Source organism: Undibacterium sp. Ji22W, from assembly GCF_049340305.1.
GTDB lineage: Bacteria > Pseudomonadota > Gammaproteobacteria > Burkholderiales > Burkholderiaceae_D > Undibacterium.
Genome location: NZ_JBMPOU010000001.1, coordinates 465,399 through 483,507, shown reverse-complemented (window position 1 = coordinate 483,507; position 18,109 = coordinate 465,399). Strand labels below are relative to the sequence as shown.

General features: G+C 46.0%; 17 protein-coding genes. 8 read left to right on the top strand and 9 right to left on the bottom strand.

Annotated features, from left to right (window positions below; genetic code table 11):
• Nucleotides 1-2 precede the first annotated feature (2 nt).
• Complete coding sequence (locus tag ACO0KW_RS01965; protein WP_423050112.1) at nucleotides 3-197, bottom strand: hypothetical protein; 195 nt, start codon at nucleotides 195-197, stop codon at nucleotides 3-5.
• Between the two features lie 48 nt (nucleotides 198-245).
• Nucleotides 246-1,946, bottom strand: coding sequence for a M14 family zinc carboxypeptidase (locus tag ACO0KW_RS01960; RefSeq protein WP_423050110.1), 1,701 nt, complete (start codon nucleotides 1,944-1,946; stop codon nucleotides 246-248).
• 122 nt (nucleotides 1,947-2,068) lie between these two features.
• On the opposite strand from ACO0KW_RS01960, the gene ACO0KW_RS01955 reads away from it, so the two are divergent.
• Together ACO0KW_RS01955 and ACO0KW_RS01950 are read left to right on the top strand one after the other, a co-directional pair.
• Entirely contained in the window at nucleotides 2,069-2,290 is a 222-nt protein-coding gene (locus ACO0KW_RS01955) for a DUF3820 family protein (RefSeq protein ID WP_423050108.1), read from the top strand.
• Between the two features lie 306 nt (nucleotides 2,291-2,596).
• Nucleotides 2,597-3,217 (top strand): outer membrane beta-barrel protein, encoded by a 621-nt coding sequence (locus ACO0KW_RS01950; RefSeq protein WP_423050106.1) that lies wholly within the window; start codon nucleotides 2,597-2,599, stop codon nucleotides 3,215-3,217.
• Nucleotides 3,218-3,511: 294 nt separating this feature from the next.
• Here the strand turns inward: ACO0KW_RS01950 and ACO0KW_RS01945 are convergent, their stop codons facing one another.
• The 3 genes from ACO0KW_RS01945 to ACO0KW_RS01935 all read right to left on the bottom strand — a co-directional run bounded on the left by ACO0KW_RS01945 (nucleotide 3,512) and on the right by ACO0KW_RS01935 (nucleotide 6,636).
• Entirely contained in the window at nucleotides 3,512-4,831 is a 1,320-nt protein-coding gene (locus ACO0KW_RS01945; RefSeq protein ID WP_423050104.1) for a TAXI family TRAP transporter solute-binding subunit, read from the bottom strand.
• 134 nt (nucleotides 4,832-4,965) lie between these two features.
• Entirely contained in the window at nucleotides 4,966-5,751 is a 786-nt protein-coding gene (locus ACO0KW_RS01940) for a competence/damage-inducible protein A (protein WP_423050102.1), read from the bottom strand.
• 48 nt (nucleotides 5,752-5,799) lie between these two features.
• Nucleotides 5,800-6,636, bottom strand: coding sequence for an EI24 domain-containing protein (locus ACO0KW_RS01935; protein WP_423050100.1), 837 nt, complete (start codon nucleotides 6,634-6,636; stop codon nucleotides 5,800-5,802).
• Between the two features lie 225 nt (nucleotides 6,637-6,861).
• Between ACO0KW_RS01935 and ACO0KW_RS01930 the strand changes: the two genes are divergently transcribed.
• Nucleotides 6,862-7,218 carry an FKBP-type peptidyl-prolyl cis-trans isomerase gene (locus ACO0KW_RS01930; RefSeq protein WP_423050098.1) on the top strand — a complete coding sequence of 119 codons (357 nt, stop codon included), beginning with the start codon at nucleotides 6,862-6,864 and terminating at the stop codon, nucleotides 7,216-7,218.
• A gap of 115 nt (nucleotides 7,219-7,333) precedes the next feature.
• On the opposite strand, the gene orn is transcribed toward ACO0KW_RS01930, so the two are convergent.
• Nucleotides 7,334-7,948 (bottom strand): oligoribonuclease, encoded by a 615-nt coding sequence (gene orn / locus ACO0KW_RS01925; protein ID WP_423050097.1) that lies wholly within the window; start codon nucleotides 7,946-7,948, stop codon nucleotides 7,334-7,336.
• Nucleotides 7,949-8,075: 127 nt separating this feature from the next.
• Here orn and ACO0KW_RS01920 point away from each other — a divergent pair, with 127 nt between their 5' ends.
• The 4 genes from ACO0KW_RS01920 to ACO0KW_RS01905 all read left to right on the top strand — a co-directional run bounded on the left by ACO0KW_RS01920 (nucleotide 8,076) and on the right by ACO0KW_RS01905 (nucleotide 10,983).
• Nucleotides 8,076-9,347 (top strand): M48 family metallopeptidase, encoded by a 1,272-nt coding sequence (locus ACO0KW_RS01920; protein WP_423050096.1) that lies wholly within the window; start codon nucleotides 8,076-8,078, stop codon nucleotides 9,345-9,347.
• A 62-nt stretch (nucleotides 9,348-9,409) separates the two neighbouring features.
• Complete coding sequence (locus ACO0KW_RS01915) at nucleotides 9,410-9,757, top strand: 4a-hydroxytetrahydrobiopterin dehydratase (protein ID WP_423050094.1); 348 nt, start codon at nucleotides 9,410-9,412, stop codon at nucleotides 9,755-9,757.
• Nucleotides 9,758-9,766: 9 nt separating this feature from the next.
• Nucleotides 9,767-10,705, top strand: a complete 939-nt coding sequence (gene rsgA, locus ACO0KW_RS01910; RefSeq protein ID WP_423050092.1) for a ribosome small subunit-dependent GTPase A — start codon at nucleotides 9,767-9,769, stop codon at nucleotides 10,703-10,705.
• 74 nt (nucleotides 10,706-10,779) lie between these two features.
• Nucleotides 10,780-10,983, top strand: coding sequence for a hypothetical protein (locus tag ACO0KW_RS01905; protein ID WP_423050090.1), 204 nt, complete (start codon nucleotides 10,780-10,782; stop codon nucleotides 10,981-10,983).
• Nucleotides 10,984-11,119: 136 nt separating this feature from the next.
• Here the strand turns inward: ACO0KW_RS01905 and ACO0KW_RS01900 are convergent, their stop codons facing one another.
• Nucleotides 11,120-11,911, bottom strand: coding sequence for a substrate-binding periplasmic protein (locus tag ACO0KW_RS01900; protein ID WP_423050088.1), 792 nt, complete (start codon nucleotides 11,909-11,911; stop codon nucleotides 11,120-11,122).
• A 270-nt stretch (nucleotides 11,912-12,181) separates the two neighbouring features.
• On the opposite strand from ACO0KW_RS01900, the gene ACO0KW_RS01895 reads away from it, so the two are divergent.
• On the top strand, nucleotides 12,182-15,556 hold the full coding sequence (locus tag ACO0KW_RS01895; RefSeq protein WP_423050086.1) for a S41 family peptidase: 3,375 nt from the start codon (nucleotides 12,182-12,184) through the stop codon (nucleotides 15,554-15,556).
• A 58-nt stretch (nucleotides 15,557-15,614) separates the two neighbouring features.
• On the opposite strand, the gene ACO0KW_RS01890 is transcribed toward ACO0KW_RS01895, so the two are convergent.
• Both ACO0KW_RS01890 and ACO0KW_RS01885 read right to left on the bottom strand, forming a co-directional pair.
• Nucleotides 15,615-16,442: a DUF2189 domain-containing protein gene (locus tag ACO0KW_RS01890; RefSeq protein ID WP_423050084.1), complete on the bottom strand. Its 828-nt coding sequence runs from the start codon at nucleotides 16,440-16,442 to the stop codon at nucleotides 15,615-15,617.
• Nucleotides 16,443-16,656: 214 nt separating this feature from the next.
• Nucleotides 16,657-18,090 (bottom strand): DUF4214 domain-containing protein, encoded by a 1,434-nt coding sequence (locus tag ACO0KW_RS01885; protein WP_423050082.1) that lies wholly within the window; start codon nucleotides 18,088-18,090, stop codon nucleotides 16,657-16,659.
• Nucleotides 18,091-18,109 lie beyond the last annotated feature (19 nt).

Genomic DNA, 18,109 nt, shown 5'->3' with positions numbered 1-18,109 from the left:
ATTCAAGCCTGCGTTGCCGGCAATCCCAAATCTATCCCGTCAAAATCAAGCAAGGGAATCAGATTGATCGCATGCCCGACAAACGGAGAGCGCTCGTGCCAGCCCTGCTCTCTGGCAGGCACGAGCCAATAACCGTCTTCGTCACGGGCGATCCAAAACCGTGGCTGTTGCATATATTCGTAGAAGACAATTTCCATGGAAAAACTCAGTTTGACGACAAATCAGGCGACAAGCCAGTGATTCAATCAGACGATAGAATAAACAGGATAACGACACCATTCGGGCTCATTAAATCGCTTTCCATTCGCGAAAATGAACTCGAGTACCGCTTCCTGGTTATTGAGCAAAGTCGGATTCGCTGCTTTCCACGACGCGAATTTATCTGCTAGCTCTGGTTCGGTTTGCAGCATCTCGTAGGCACTGTCTTCAAACACATAATCCGAAAAAGTTTCTTTCTTTTCTAGAACACTGTTGAAAAACCCCCAACGGAAGAAACTATCGTGCGCCTGTGGCTCCAAAGTCTCGATTGCATAACGTGCGTGCGGCTGATTCAATTCCACAACATAATCACCGGCGCGCGCCAAAAACATTTCTCGTATGGGCTGCAATTCCACTTCATCATGAAACATGTGCCCTTCATAGGCATTTGCTCTGGATGTTACTTGCTTGATGTGATAACTCTTTACTTGCAATTGTTGATCCGCCTCTAATCGGCGCAGGATGACACCATTCCACTCCAGACGTTCTATCACTTCGCGCCAGGCTTGAGGAATCAAATACGCCTGCGGCGTTTTAACCACGACGTCTTCGACAAAATTGTCATAGTAGGGAATGTCTTTCTCCCAAGGCTGATTACGGTCATACGATAGGCGCGTATAGTTTCCGATCTTACTTGGGCTATACACAGCCTGATAACCTTTAAATCGAAAACTCGAAGGACGTGAGTGATCGGCTTTCCAAGTCACTGGCCATTGCTTTTTTTGCGTAGCTGCCTGACGCGCCTGCGCGCGCAGTGTTTGAATTTCTGTCGCATGTGTAATCGTGAAATTTAATACGACCTCGACCAAACTACGCATAGAATTATAACGGTCGCCATAGGGCTTTAGCATATGCGTTTCAGGCATAAAACCGATCGTGTGATGCAAAGCGGCAAAGCCAGTTGAAAAACGCGGCACCTCCAAAAAATCTTCAATACCATCATCGGGCGTCACTTTGACTGGGTTCACATAAGGACAGGTTGGCCAACCACGTTGCTCCATCTTGTTGTAAATCGCCGGCAGCATGGTATTGCGTAAGAAGGGTCCCAAGCCATCTCCCAGTTTATCGGCCTGAGTCTGAATTAAAGTCATCGTATAGCTATAGTCTGCGCCATTCGAAGTATGGGTATCCACCATCACATCAGGATCCCACATCGTGAAGAAACGATTAAAGACCTGCGCCGCTAGGCTATCGCATTTAATGAAATCACGATTCAAATCCAAATTGCGTCCGTTCGCGCGGAAGCCAAACATTTCAGGTCCGTCTTGATTCACCCGCGAGGTATTTTGGCGATTCAAGCAGCCATCAACGTTATAAACAGGAATAAATAAAAATACCGTTTTACCCAATGCGGCAAGGCGCTCAGGTTGTAGGCAAAAATCTCGCACTAAAGCCATGCAAGCGTCGATGCCTTCTGGTTCGCCAGGATGTATACCATTATTATTAAAAAACACCGGACGCCCTGCTGCTTTCAAACTGGCGCGATCGAAAACTCCGTCTGCCGCAATGACACCGGCGTACATTGGGAAACCGCTGTCTGACACACCAATTCTCTCTAAGCGCAAAATTTGCGGAAAATCCTGCGCCAATTTTTCGTAAAAAGGAATGCAGTTTTCCCAAGTAGTGGTTTGATTTTGATTGCCAGATTCGTAGGGCGTTGGATAAAGTGAAGAGCTTGGTGTGTTCATAGCGGACGGGTTTCTATAAAATGAATACTGATGCGAAGAATTGTAGCATCGCCACTTCAAAATTTTTGACGTAATAGCATCTATCCCACCAAACGAAGACCAGCAAACCACTTGACTATTGCATGCAAACTGAAGATTTGATTTCACTCGTCACTAAGACCATGCCTTACGGTAAGTACGAAGGACGCCTGTTGGCGGATTTACCTGGCGATTATCTGGGCTGGTTTGCGCGCAGTGGTTTCCCACTCGGCGAAATCGGGCGCCTATTAGAACTGATGTACGAAATTGATCACAATAATCTGCGCGACCTGCTCAAGCCGCTCAGATCTTTCAAAAGCAATTAATCAATAGTAACTGATATTTTGAACAAATCTTAATCGGTCACGTCCGCTTCAAAATCGCTTCAAAAGTTCAAAAATCAAAAAAAGTACTGAAGAACAGTACCTTAGATCGCTTCTGATTCGCCCCACAAAGTAATTTTGGCATTCCTTTGTGTAACTGTCGACACTGCGTCCCAAGCCGAAGTGCAGCAACTAGCGCCAATCACGGAACTAATTACCGCACCAAGCCCAAAGTTTCGAATGCTTAAATTCTTACTTTGTTTCAAATTGATTTAATTCGTTTTAATTAGTGTTCACCAAGAGGATTTTATGTTGACATTCAAACGTGCCGTTTCCACTACATTGGCAATTGCCGCAACGATCAGCGCATTCGCGTTTGCAGCTAACGCCAGCGCGGCAGACAGCTACTTAGGCGCAGCCTGGGGCGTACGTACCACTTCTGATTTGAACTGCGCGGTCGGTGCCGTGTGCGAACGTGCGAGCAAAAGCACCGGAAAAATTATTGGCGGCTACAATTTCGCCAGCACTCCCTACAATGGTTTCACTTTAACCCAAGGCATCGAAGGCATGTTGTATCAAATCGGTGATACCAAAGGTACTTTCCATACCGCATCCACTTTAAAAAACGGCACAGGTAAATCCACCGGCGCTGGTATTTTTTATAAAGTTGACTTAGGGAACGAAACATTTGGCGTTACCGGCAAAATCGGCACTAGCTACGCTCGTAGCAACGTCGACTTCACGGCTGGTGGCAGCGATTCAGAAAAAGCCTGGTTTATGCCTGCAATTGGTTTAGGTGTGCGCTACAACTTAACGAAAGAAGTTGCACTGACCGCAGATTGGGATCGTTTGCCAAGTAAATTTAGCAGCACGAATAGCGCGAAGACGATCAACAATTTGTTTTCAGTTGGCGTTGCTTACAAATTTTAGACAATTTAAAAGAACTTTCATTTAGCAAGATAGTCCAAGCAGTCTAAGCTTCTTGGTAGAAATTTTCCAAGAGCGACTACAAGATATCAAGGCTAATTGAGAGCCCTGCAAAAGAACCACCGACGTACAGAGACACACACCTACCTGTGAAAGAGCAAGATACTCCCCTCCATCTTGTCATTTCGTGTGTCTCTGTGCTGAGGTGGTACCTAAACTCCACCTCCCCCCATCTACGGCCATAGCGAGCGCTCATTTAGCGCTGGAAGCGCTGACAACCGGCTCACACAAGGTACATTACTCACCATCGACAATGCGCCTACGGACAAAGTGAATGTGACTACGCAATCCATACAATTCTTCTGCATACGATAGAGGGATGGAAATGTGATTTACTTTCGCTTCTATCTCATTTAAGCGCTGTAACTGTTCCTGCGCAATTTGCTTACGTTGCTTCGGTGTCGCTTCGTCAAGCGTATGCTCAACTGAACGCAATTGCCCATACCAACGGTAAATTCTTGACCGCACTCGCCACACATACAGCGGAGGAATAATTTTTGACAGAGGTAATGCCAATGCCCCAAACGCGATCAACAAAACCCACATACGTTCTAAAAAATTCGACATCCAAAAGCTTAAATATCGCTGCAAAAATGGGGGGCCATTTTTATAGAATTTTTCTGCCTGTGGTTCCACTGCAATCTCAGTAAATCGATCAGAAGGAAATTCTCCTTGGCGACTAAACCAATTCGCACCTCCATGTATCTTCTTGGCCGCTTGTAAAAACAAACTGATCAAAGCGGGATGCAAGCTCTCATGCGCCACCAAGGTGGCCGTTGGAGAAATCAAATGATAGTCGCGCGATGGAATATCTTTCCCCATATTCACAATTCCTCGTGGCAACAACACATGCGACAAAAATGGAAAACGGCGCGTGTACGCTTCGGCCTGCACAAAATCAAATAACTTAACTCCCGGCGTTTGCAACAACATCTGCACCAGCAAAGAATCTGATGCCGAACTCATCACTAATACATCGACTTTGCCCTCAATAAAGGCCACCGTCGCCGGTGTACTTTCCAATTGCTGAATACGCACATCGCTTTCTTCCAAATTATTTACTTCTAAAATTTGTTGGAACAAGCGTCGGACACCGTAGCCATCCGGACCGAGATTAATCCTCTGCCCTTTCAGCTCGTGCAAATTAGTAATATCCTTTTTACCGCGATAAAAAATCCAGATTGGTTCATAAAACAAGCTGCCGAGTGAAATTAATCCATTTGCTTCCGCATCAGCCTGATTGGTAGAACCACTCTGCACAAAACCAATGTCGATATTTGATTCTGGGTCACTGATCTGGCGTAGATTTTCCTGCGAGCCTTGTGACTTATGGACGCGCACAGTGATTTGATTCTTTGTCAACTCTTCTGCATATTGCTTGGCAAATCCTTCGTAAGCGCTGTTTTCCTGACCCGCGCTAAAATCCAAAGTCCGACCTGGTGCTGGGTCAACGAAATAATACGCCGCAAACAAAACCGCGATGACCATCAAAACAATAGGACCAAATGCGAACAAAGCATCTTTGGTCGAAATCAGCGTAAATTTAATCTTAGGCATAAGCATTCCATGTCGTATCAATAGATCGTCCACGTTGTTTCAGATGAGGCATCTCAATCATCTCAGTCGCATTGTTCGTCCAGTTCAAATCAATCCAACTTAATCAAGCTCGATTCCTAAAAACGACATCTGTATCAGATAGTTTGATATTCGGCATGCAGCGCATCCAATCCCGAGCACATATCAGCAAAGGCTGCAGCGACTTGCGCTGGCTCACCTTTTACACCCAATTCGATATGACGTCGTATAGTTTTACTCCCCACGCTTGGCAAGCTGAACACTTTAATCAAGGGATATTCAGCCTCCAAAGTTTCCATCATGGGCGTCAGCGTCGATTCTGCAATCTCGTAGACTAACAAGGCTTTTTCATCATGTGGCTGTTGATGAAAAAGGTGGGAATAATGCGTATCTAAAACCCAAGCGATCATAGGCCAGGCCATCACCGGAAAACCCGGTACAAAATAGTGATTATTGATCGCAAAGCCAGGGATCTTATTAAATGGATTGGGGATAATAGCCGCGCCCTCAGGAAACTCGCCCATTTGCAGTCGACGGAAGTAATCAGGTCCATTCAAATCAGTAGGCATGTCAACGGTCAAATTCATTTCAACGATACGTTGATGAATCAACTCTTTCGCTTCCGGATGCAAAACAACCGAAAGTCCTAATGCCGCCGCCGCACACTGCCGCGTGTGGTCATCAGGTGTCGCGCCGATTCCACCAGTACTAAAAACGATGTCACCGCTGGCGAAACTCCGCTGCAGAGTGGCCGTAATTCTGGCTCTATCATCACCCACATATTCTGCCCAATCTAGACTAAGGCCGCGCTCTTTCAATAACCCAATGACTTTCGGCAAATGCTGATCAACCCGTTTGCCCGATAAAATTTCATCACCCACAATAATCAAACCAATTGCCATCTTCTACTCCATCGTGATTTAAGCGTTGGTGCATATGCATTCACGCATTTAAATGTTTATAGTGACTTCTGCATTTTGCTCCTGCCGCAATGCTTGCAGCGCATCAAGACAAAAATGTTGGTACCACAAACCGGTAAAAATAAAGATCAGTAGATAAGCCCAGATCGCCAAACTGACAAAGATGGGGAAAAACGCTACGTAAGCCATCGACATCGCGCCGCCCATCCACAACATCGAAGGCAAACCACTAAACCATCCGGCGATGATGCCTATTAATAGCAATGAGCCCCGATGCTTGGCCACCAATAATTGACGTTCCTGCTTATCCGCAAATGGTGCTAGTGCGTCATAACTCATCACGCGATAAGTCAGCCAGCCCCACAACAGTGGTTGTACCAAAACATAGACAGGCGGCACAAAAAACAGCGGCAAAGTCACGATCCAGGCAAACACAAAAATAAAAAAAGATCCCAAAGAGAATCCCAAACTGGCGAAAAATGAACTTCCCCGACGCAGTTCTAGCTGAGCAAAATCACGCTGTCCTACGTGTTTGGCAACCGTCGGCATTACCAGCACGCCAATAAATAAGAGACTGGTAATGATCACCAAAGGCAATAGCAACCACATCGCTAACAATGGAACAATTACGGTTTTTAAGGCTAACAAACCGAGCGAATTGAGGATCGCACTGGCATTCGCAAACCCATCGTGATTAGAAAAATAGGATTGGATGAAATCAAACACGGCCTGCAAACGCCAGGCCATTAATCCACCCCATACCGCTAAAGAAATCAGCAAAGGAATCACGCTTAGCAATAATATTTTGAAACGAAATTGAGTCGACAGTGCCCGTGCCCAAGAACGCAATACAGCAGTGAAATTCATTGTAACTACCTTTACCAGCGTGATCGAGTGGTGAATATGGATGTGAGAGACTATTTTACCTTGCAATTGCGGCAAGCATAGTACGCCGGAAGTGATGAAGCTGACAAAGCGATGAAGTTTTCTACTAAAATGACGCTTTTAGGCTTAACTCGACTTGATCGGCCTGGCTATATCGAGCTACTCTGACTTAAGCCAATTTGTCTCTATTTATTTCAAAGGAATTTTATGTCATCAATCACGACCGTCAGCGGCTTACAGTACGAAGACAAAGTAGAAGGTACGGGCGCAGAAGCGACTACCGGACAAAATGTGGAGGTTCATTACACGGGCTGGTTACAAAATCCAGACGGTAGCGCTGGCAAAAAATTTGATTCCAGCAAAGACCGTGGCACGCCATTTGAGTTTGCACTTGGCGCGGGTCAAGTCATTAAAGGGTGGGATGAAGGCGTGCAGGGCATGAAAGTTGGCGGAACCCGCGTTTTGACGATTCCCGCTGCCATTGGCTACGGTCCCCGCGGTGCAGGTGGCGTAATTCCACCGAACGCTACTTTGATTTTCGAAGTGGAATTATTGGGCGTGTAATCCCCTACTCACTTCAATTTCTGACAAAAAAATGGCTGACCCAATTGTGGTCAGCCATTTTTTTCGGGCATAAGATTGCATTGCCCTCGAATTTACTCGAATGCACTCTAAAAATTTATTCTTTAATAAAGTGCTCGCGATAGTATTTCAATTCTTCGATAGACTCGATGATGTCTGCCAGCGCAGTATGTTTTTGATGCTTTTTAAAACCGCTACTTAAAGCAGGTTTCCAACGGCGGCACAATTCTTTAAGTGTCGATACATCCAGATTGCGGTAATGGAAAAACTCTTCCAGTTTAGGCATACCACGGAACATAAAACGGCGATCCTGACAAATCGTGTTACCGCACATCGGCGATTTACCTGCAGGAACAAACGATTTCAAAAAGGCGATTAAGGCTTTTTCTGCATCCGCTTCGGTTACCGTGGAAGCTTTAACCCGATCGATCAGACCAGAGCGACCATGTGTCCCCTTATTCCATGCATCCATTTTATTCAAGACTTCATCTGACTGATGGATCGCAAAAACCGGACCTTCTGCCAGTATATTTAATTGCATATCCGTCACCACTACAGCAATCTCGATAATTTTGTCGTTGTCAGGATCGAGTCCCGTCATCTCCATATCCACCCAGATCAAATTCATTTCATTGGGTTTGGCAGCCTTAGCAGGGACTGCAGGGGTTGTCGTTGTGGTTTCAGTTACTTGAACATTGCTCTCTTGTGACATAATTCTTCCTAGGACGCTAATTTGGCATAAATTCTAAAATCGCATTTAAATTACATTTTAAACAAATGAAAAGTATGTTTTTAGATAATAGCCTTGAACACTTTTTCTGATAAAGCAGCATTTTCCCATGAATTCATACACGTTTTCGGTTTTATTCATTGTTTTTCTTGGCATCACTGTTAGTTTGCAATTTTGGCTATCGTCGCGCCAGTTACGCCACGTGAGCCAACATCGGGCTGCTGTTCCCGCGGAGTTCAGTGAAAAAATTGGACTAGACGCGCATCAAAAAGCAGCCGATTACACAATTGCAAAAACCAAATTCGGCTTACTCGCCTTATTTTTTAGCGTTTTGGTATTGCTTGCATTTACACTTTTCGGTGGGTTGCAATTACTCGCCGTCACTTTGTATAAATGGCTGGGCGATGGCATGGTCTACCAATTAGGCTTAATAGCCGCTTTTGCCTTGATCAGCGGGGCAGTAGATTTGCCGTTCGATCTATATCGCCAATTCGTCTTAGAAGAAAAGTTTGGCTTCAATAAAATGACGCTCAAATTATTCTTCAGCGATATGATCAAAGGCAGTTTGATTGGCGCCGCCATTGGCTTACCTCTGGTATGGGTGGTAATTACCTTGATGGATAAATCCGGCGACTTGTGGTGGCTATATGCATGGTTGGTTTGGAGTGGATTTCAGCTCTTGATGATGTTGATTTTCCCAACTTGGATCGCCCCCATGTTTAACAAATTTACGCCGCTTGCCGACGACAGTTTGCGCGCCCGCATTGAAAGCTTAATGAGCCGAGTGGGCTTTGCATCCAGCGGTTTGTTTGTGATGGATGGATCAAAACGCAGCGCGCATGGGAATGCCTACTTTTCAGGCTTCGGCAAAACCAAACGCATCGTGTTTTTTGATACTTTAATTGCCCGCCTTGCACCACAAGAAGTCGAAGCCGTACTAGCGCATGAACTGGGTCACTTCAAGCTGAAACACATTGTCAAACGTATGGTAGTCATGTTTGCAGTATCACTAGGATTCTTAGCCTTACTCGGCTATTTGAAACAACAAGTCTGGTTTTTTACTGGCTTGGGTGTCGATCCGATTTTGTTTGCGTCATCGAATAATGCAATGGCACTGATTTTATTTATGTTGACCTTGCCAGTGTTTACGTTTGTGTTATCTCCATTAACTTCTATCAGCTCGCGCAAACATGAATTTGAGGCAGATGCTTTTGCGGTGAAACATACCAATGCCAATGACCTCGTTTCGGCACTGGTTAAACTGTATGAAGATAATGCGTCAACGCTGACGCCTGATCCAGTACACTCGGCGTTTTACGATTCGCACCCACCAGCTTCCATCCGGATCGCGCACTTACATCAACAAGCGAAATTGGCGTAACTTTCACCAACGAAATTTAAAACGCAATTTAAACAACAATTTTAAAAAACAACTTCAACACCATGAAAACTTCTGACCTCTTAGCAAAAAAATCGGCACATACAGAAATCGGCCTGCAGGACAACGAGCTCGCAGCGTATTTCGCGGCGACACCCGGCTGGACGCAAGACGGGCCCCGCATAGTCAAGACTTACAACTTCAAAAATTATTACGAAACCCTAGCATTCGTGAATGCAATCGCCTACACCATACATGAAGAGGATCACCATCCTGAATTGAGCATCACTTATAACCGTTGCGTCGTTAAATTTGATACACATACGGTGAATGGCGGTAAAGGTGGTATTTCAGAAAATGATTTTATTTGCGCTGCCAAAATCGACGTTATTTTCACGCAGACTTTCGGTTAATCGCACTGCATGTCTAAGAAATTTTCCTCGCAAAAAAAATCTGCGCCGACCGAGCAAGGCACTGTAATCGCCGCGCACGGTCGACACTATCTGATTCAAGCACAAGACATCAAATTGCATTGCGTTACCCGCGGCAAAAAGAGTGATGTCGCCGTCGGCGATATCGTCGAATATCAGTTGACGTCGGCGAATCAAGGTGTGATTGAAGCGATCGTGCCGCGCAGCACGTTGCTCTATCGTTCAGATCAATACAAATCGAAAATGCTAGCGGCAAATCTCACACAATTAATTGTGGTGGTTGCGACTGAGCCGAGTTTTTCGGATGATTTAATTTCGCGTGCTTTGGTAGCATCGGAATCCTCGGGCATTAGGGCGCATATCGTCTTAAATAAAATCGACGTCACTGCCAGTTTGCCAAAAGCCAGAGAACGAGTTGGCTTATATGCTTCACTCGGTTATCCGGTGCACGAAGTATCAGTGACCGCGCAACCCGAAGTAACGCGTGAAAAAATGCTGTCGCTAATACAGGGCCAGAGCACAATTTTGATCGGGCAATCGGGCATGGGGAAATCTTCTTTAATAAACCTCTTGATTCCCGACGCAGAAATTGCAACTCGCGAAATCTCGGCGGCCTTGGATACAGGCAAACATACAACCACATTCACCCGTTTGTTTCAAATGGATGCTTATCAAGACAGGCCAACCTACGTCATCGATTCACCGGGCTTTCAGGAATTCGGCTTGCATCATTTAAGCGAAGGTATGCTGGAGCGTGCGTTCCCTGAATTTTTACCACATCTGGGTCACTGCAAATTCTACAATTGCCATCACCATACAGAACCAGGATGTACTGTGTTAGATGCCGTAAAACGCGGAGAAATTACCCGTATGCGGCACGATTTATTCAAACAGCTGGTGCATGAAGCAGCACAAACCATCGGTTACTAAAATGTGCGTCCGCGTAGCACGTATCATCTCGCAATGAACAAAGTTGGGGTCTTAGCGAAGCCGGGCAGACCATCATGCAAATGGATCAAGACACGCTAGAGAATATCGGCTTGGTTGAAGAGATGACCAATGCCGCCAGTACCTTGAAATCGCAGGCGTTAGAATTAGTCGATATTGTGGCGATTTTCCAGCTGAGCAACCAAGTTGGGGACTCACGCCTGTATTTGGTAACGGCTCTTACAGGAGCAGGTGGCTATGCAAAAAAAGCACGCCCATAAGTAAGCAAAGAATTTGCCCTTAAGCGCTTGCATGCATCGAAATTCGCACGATCAGAACGGCAAAGTACAAATTTGAAAATGGCTTAACAAATGGCATAGCAACACCGGAAAAATAATCAGGGTAGCCGGCAAGCAATTATGGCGCTGGCCGTTTCCACTTTTGTTCTAATTTTAAATAAGTCCCGTCTTTTCTTATCTTACGCAGCCCGCGATCAAGCAACTCAGCATATTTGATTGAATCCGGGTGTCGGATGGAAAAACTGACATAGAGTGCATTTTGCCCTATCGTTCCAACCTGTTTAATTTTCCCCTTCAGTTCGTCAGGGTAGCGACTCATCAAATAATCGAAAACACGGGTGTAGACCAAAGAATAATCTGAACGTTGGCGCAACAATTTCCGCAAATTGGATAAATCTGTTGGTGCAACTTCTCGATTAATACTCGCATCGTTGTCAATTTCATCGGTATAGGTATATCCGTTCGTGACGCCAACTTGCTTGCCTCTCAGAGCGCTAGCTTGCAAATTTTTTTCTTGCGAGCTCTCCAGCGCATAAATGCCAATTTCTGCTTTAAAGATGGGTTCTTCATGAAATAGGAACTTTTTACTGAGCTTGCTATCTTTTAAACTGTCGAAGCACGCTAATTCTTGCCCAGATTCCGCCAGCATCAAGCATCTGGCGTACGGTGCGGATTTGAATTGGACCTTGACCTTCATCGCGCCAAATGCGGCCTCTATGATATCGACCGCCAAACCTTGTAACTTACCATCCTTCAACGCAGCGTAGGGATACCATTCATCCTCTCCAACCAAGGTGATGATATCGCCACGATCGTCCGCATACGCCTCCGTTGTTAAGTTGCAAAAAACCAGCACTAACACCAAGACAAAAATTTTCTTACACTGAATGAGATGGTCACAAAGGTGCATACAGGGTCTCTAAATGGATTACTGTCCATTTAAACATAAAATTTTATTTGTACAAAAAAATAAGAACAGTTTTGTTTGAAACATGTAATTAATTTGATGAACAATGAGAATCTGACCGAACTAAATTTTATCTATCTGGTCTGATCTGCTACTTCATTCCGTACTGCATCTCCTGCATAACTGTGTTCAGTTGACATTTTATTTCCGCAAAGAAAAAATCATAGAAATGTTCGGTGATGTATTTATTTAAATCCTAATGTTGATTACAAAATGATGACAATTCGCCCTCTCCTTCCCAAGCTCGCACTCACACTCTCACTGGCCGGTATGATTGCATCTGCTTATGCCAGCGCCGATAACAAGGCTTACATCCGTTTTCCTTCCGTCCGAGCAGATTCAGTGGTATTCACTGCCGAGGGCGATTTGTGGAAGGTTGGCGTAAATGGTGGCACTGCCCAAAGATTGACAACGCATCTTGGTGCCGAAACGCATTCTGCGATTTCACAAGATGGCCAATGGATCGCCTTCTCCGCTACTTACGAAGGTACGCAAGAGGCCTACGTGATGCCAGCTGTCGGCGGTGTTCCTAAACGCATCAGCTTCGAAAATAATGTGGTCAATGTACTTGGCTGGAGTGCGCAAGGCGAAGTATTGATCAGTAGCCAAAATCCGCAGGGGCCAACATCGCAAACCGTCATCGCTGCGATTAATCCACAAAACTTGCAGAAGCAAATTTTCCCATTGACGGATGCCAATGAAGCGGCGATCGACAGCACGGGCAAGACGCTCTACTTCACCCGACTTGGTCTGCACACACGCGCCGATAATGCAAAAATGTATCGTGGTGGTGGCTTGGCGCAATTATGGAAATATGATTTAAGCGGAAAATCGGAAGCAGTTAATCTGTTCACCAAAGAGAAATCCAATAACCGCCGCCCTATGTTGTGGAAAAATCGTCTTTATTTCCTCAGTGATCGTGATGGCGCCTACAACATCTACGTGGCGAATGTTGATGGCAGCGATGCGCAAGCACTCACCAAACATCGTGATTGGGAAGTGCGAAATCCACAAGCCGGTGACGGCAAAATCGTCTACCAACTCGGTGTGAATTTGCATGTACTGGATCTCAACAATCTCAGCAATAAATTGGTGGAGATCGATTTGCTGTCTGATTTTGACCAATCACGCCAACGCTATATCAAGAATCCGTTGGAATTTTTGAGCAATGTACAAGCAGCAAGTAAAGACGAAAAACTGGTCTTTACAGCGCGTGGGCAAATGACCATCGCTGGTACCGGAACCCAACGCCGGGTGGACATCAATTTGCCAGATGGCGCACGCGCACGTGAAGCCGTGTTTTCGCACGATGACCGCTACGTCTACGCGTTTGTCGATAGCACAGGAGAAAACGAAATCTGGCGTTTTCCGACAAATGGCAATGGCAAAGGTGAGCAATTAACAAAAGATGGTGAAACGCATCGCTTGGCGATGGGACCATCACCTGATGGAAAATATTTGGCGCATATCGATAAACGTGGGCGTCTCTGGCTGTTAGATTTAGCGACTAAGTCCAATGTCGTGATTGACGATGCCGCAAAAGATGGTAACGGCACGCATGATGAAATCGTCTGGTCACCCGATAGCAAAACGCTGGCAATGGTACGCAGTAATACTACGCAAGGACGGAATCAAATCGGACTATACGACATCGACAGTAAGCAGACGCATTTCGTCACAACGGACCGTTATGAGTCGGAGTCACCGAGTTTTTCCAGCGATGGTAAATGGCTGTATTTCCTGTCAAATCGCAATTTCCAACCAGGGGTCGGCGCACCTTGGGGCGATCGGAATATGGGAACCAACTTTGATAAGCGCACGGGCATTTTTGCGCTCGCTTTACAGCCTGGAAATCGTTTTCCTTTCAAACCAGATGATGAGCTGAGCAAGAATAATGACAAAACCGCGGAGAAAACCGCAGACAAGGCAGACGTAGCTGAAGGTGGCAAAGAAGCAAATGGAGCGAAAGACGCCAAAGACAGTAAAGATACAGGCGATACAAAAAAAACAGCGGGAGCAACACCCAAAAAAGTAGTGACTGCGATCGTTTATCAAGGACTAGCGGAACGTTTATATGAAGTCCCGGTTCCTGCTGGGAATTACCGTCGTTTAATTGCCGATGACAAACGCCTGTACTTCCTCGAACGTGACCCAAGCGACCGTAGCCGTAGTAATGTCAAAACCTTAGCGATCAGCAAGGCCGCACCACAAGCAGAAATCTTTGCCGCAGGCGTACGTAACTATGATTTGTCGCTGGATAAAAAACGTGTTTTATTACATACCGGTACGGGTAACGGTGATTTCTATGTCGTAGAAGCTGCGGCAAAAGCACCTGGTGACTTAAGTAAAGCGAAAGTCAAAGTTGACGACTGGAGCTTTAGTTCGCAGCCGCGTCAGGAGTGGAAGCAAATGTTCATGGATGCTTGGCGCATGCATAGAGATTTCTTGTATGACACGAATATGCGTGGAGTAGATTGGGTAAAAGTACGAGAAAAATACGCCCCGCTGGTTGAGCGTGTCACAGATCGTGCTGAACTCAATGATGTCCTTGCTTTGATGGTGAGTGAAGTCAGTGCTTTGCATTCTCAAATACGTCCAGGAGACGTGCGTCGTGCCACACCAGATGGCCAAGCAGCCGGTTTAGGTGCAGTGTTGACAAAAACAGGCGAAGGCTATCGCATCGACCATATTTATCGCAGCGAACCTGATTTACCTTCACAACGTGCCCCACTCGACAATCCTGATCTGGACATCAAAACTGGCGATATCATCACATCAATCAATGGTAAAGATGTGTTAGCCGCGCGTGACATTTCCGATCTTTTGACCAACCAAGCAGATAAGCAAGTGCTGATGCAGATCAAACGCGCCACCATCAGCAAAACGGTGTTGGTATCGCCTATCAATATGATGAAGCAAGCAAACTTGCGTTATAGCGATTGGGAACAAGGTCTGGCCAATAAAGTGGATCGTGCATCGAATGGCAAGATAGGCTACCTGCACCTGCGTGCAATGGGGCCAGCAGATGTTGCCAGTTTTGCGCGCGATTTCTATGCCAACTATCATCGCGACGGCTTGATCATCGATGTGCGTAGAAATAATGGCGGCAATATTGATAGTTGGATTATCGAAAAACTGTTACGTAAAGCCTGGGCATTTTGGGCCTCTGCAGGGCAACAACCCTACGCGAATATGCAACAAACTTTCCGCGGTCATTTGGTCGTGTTGATTGATGAGTTGACCTATTCGGACGGAGAAACTTTCGCCGCTGGTGTCAAAGCATTAAATCTTGGACCGTTGGTCGGCAAACGCACGGCGGGTGCTGGCGTATGGTTATCGGACCGCAATACGCTTAGTGATAACGGCATGGTGCGCGCTGCTGAGAATGCACAATTTGATGTCAAAGATGGACGTTGGTTGGTGGAAGGTGTTGGAGTTTCACCGGACATCGAAGTCGACAACTTACCGAATGCCACCTTCAAAGGTGAGGACAAACAATTGGAAACAGCTTTGGATTATTTGCAGAAAAAACTCAAAGAGCAACCGATTAAACCTTTGGTGCCACAAGCGATTCCGGCATTGAAATAATCTAGAAGACTTAAAAATAAAACGGCACAGAATTCACCTCTGCGCCGTTTTTTTATTTTCAAGATCGTTGATCAGTCGCTGGTCCAACGACTTCACGATACGCATGCCAGGTTGCATGCCCAACTATCGGCATCGCAATAATAAAGCCCAGATTCCAAGTCATAAATCCCAACACGACGAGGGCAACGATACTCAGTCCCCACACCATCGTCAGCGGCACATTCACAAACAAGGCAACGATACTGATGATCATTGCGGTAATCGCATCGGTGTCACGATCTAGCATGAGAGGGATCGATACCCAGCTGATGGCAAACACCAGACTAGCAAAGATAAATCCTATACAGGCATACACGACTAAAAATTCGGCATTTTCTAGCGAAAATAATTTCGCCAAAAAACCAGTCATCGTTGGCATACCCTTGTTATAGAACAGCGCAAAAATGATCAATGATGCCCGTGCCCACACCATCATAATCACTGCCAGTACCACGGCGAACGTGCCAATATTGCTCCAGCGCCCACTCATAGAAAACACGCTGCCTAACATACCTGAACGTAAATTCTCGATACGGCGACTAACATCGTACAAACCCAACGCCAACAAGGGCCCAACCAAAAGAAATCCACAAGTCAGTGCTGATAAATATTCGGGCGCATTGGCTAATGTCAATTTTAAGATGCCACCCATCACAGCAAAGCAAACTCCATACAGCAAGCCCGCCATGGGCTCTGCGCGGAAATCTTGCCAGCCCAAATACAACCAATGAAATGCCCGAAAAGCCCCGAGGCGCGCAACCGGCGGAAAAGCACTTTTTTGATCAATTACCATACGGATATCGGGTGCGGCACTATCACCGTCACGCCCACTGCCTGACTCACTCATCTTGTCTCCCTCATTCATCTGGACATCAAACGCGATATCCGTGCTGACTAGTTATTTCTAATTATTGTCGACTATTTTTACTGGCGACGGCATCACTCTCTAATTCAACTCATTCTTGAGCCGTATCAAGTACATGAAAGCCATACAAGCATCGTAATCGAAATGAAGAGCGCGCCGCAAGGATATCGCGGGGAAATGTGGTCACAATGCAGCCTTAGAGCAAATGCATATCTGCCGCAGACAATCCGATCAAGGTCAAAGCTACTTGCGTGTCTGTCGATGTGACAGCCGCTGCGATCGCCATTCCTTGCAAGATGGCGTCATCAGGACTGGCATAACCCAATCCCCAGTCGATCGCAAAAGTTCTTGCAACGATAATTTTATTATCGAGGAGATTAGCAACCCAACCCCAAGTGGAATCGCCCTTAAAACGATGCGCGGAATCAAGGATGGTCGACACTAATGAACCACGATTCGCACGGCCAGCGCTTAATTCGGTGTTCCAATAGGCAAGCCCGTCTGCATCAGCGCCATCCGTGCGTCCCAGCACATTCTTGTAGATCACATTGATGAAATCAACATTACTCATACTGGCCGAAAAACCTGTCAGGCTCGAAAATTGGACGCCTGCGTTATAAAAGGTTTCGGCAATCGCATTGATTGTTTTGCCCGCTTTCATCTCGCCTAACCAGTAAGCTAATCCATCGGCATCGGGCACGCGATTAAAAAATGCCACATAGAGCTCGATCAATCTTTGCACATTCTGTGACGGTGCACCCGCTGCGACTGCTTGAATTTGCAAATTGACGGTCATATCGTCAAATTTAAGTGATTCAATATTGCGCAAGCTATCAACTGAAGTCTCGCCCCCCGCTACGCCATTCTTAGACGTCACGTTGTAAGTATTGGCTTGGTGACTCAGGGCATAAGTCGATAATTTTCCGCTGTAGACAACCGTGTCTCGTCCTGCATTGCCATCGATGTTATCACTACCAGCACTACTGACAATCACATCATCGGCCGCAGTACCAGTCAGCGTTTCACCAAGCGCCGTTTTAAAACTGATCGTTTGCGAAGCAACGAATAGGTTTCCCTTTGCATCCTTCACGTTACCTGCGGCGATCTCAAGGACATAATTTTGGTTGTACAGGAAGGCCTTTGCCGGCTTAATCGTGAGCGACTTTGCACTGATCGTAAGCCGCGTGCTACTTGTGACATCAAAGCTTTCAACCAGTTGACCATCCGCTGTCTTAAGCAAAACACTGCCGGCCCCAGCGAGAATATTTTCACTAAAATTAAAAACAATATCGTTGTGAACCGGGACATTATTCGACTGATCTGAAGGGCTAAAACTCAGTAAAATTGGAGGACTCGTATCTACAAAATATGTCGCCAGATCAAGTGTCTCAGAATTGTTGGCAAAAATCAGTTTTTCAAAGTTATAGAGCGTTGCATGAAACTCGCCACTTGCCCCCGAAATCGTATCCACATGAACTGCACCATCAGCCGCTTGTGTAATGGTATAACTTGAACGCAAAGAAGTACCTAGGTTTAAGGTATCGACCCCACCAAGGCCATCAATCACGAAGGTGCCTGGATTGACCACCATCCAAGAATCATCGTTTTCGGTTCCTTTAATTGTTGGCATGCGATCTTTCCGAGTTTAT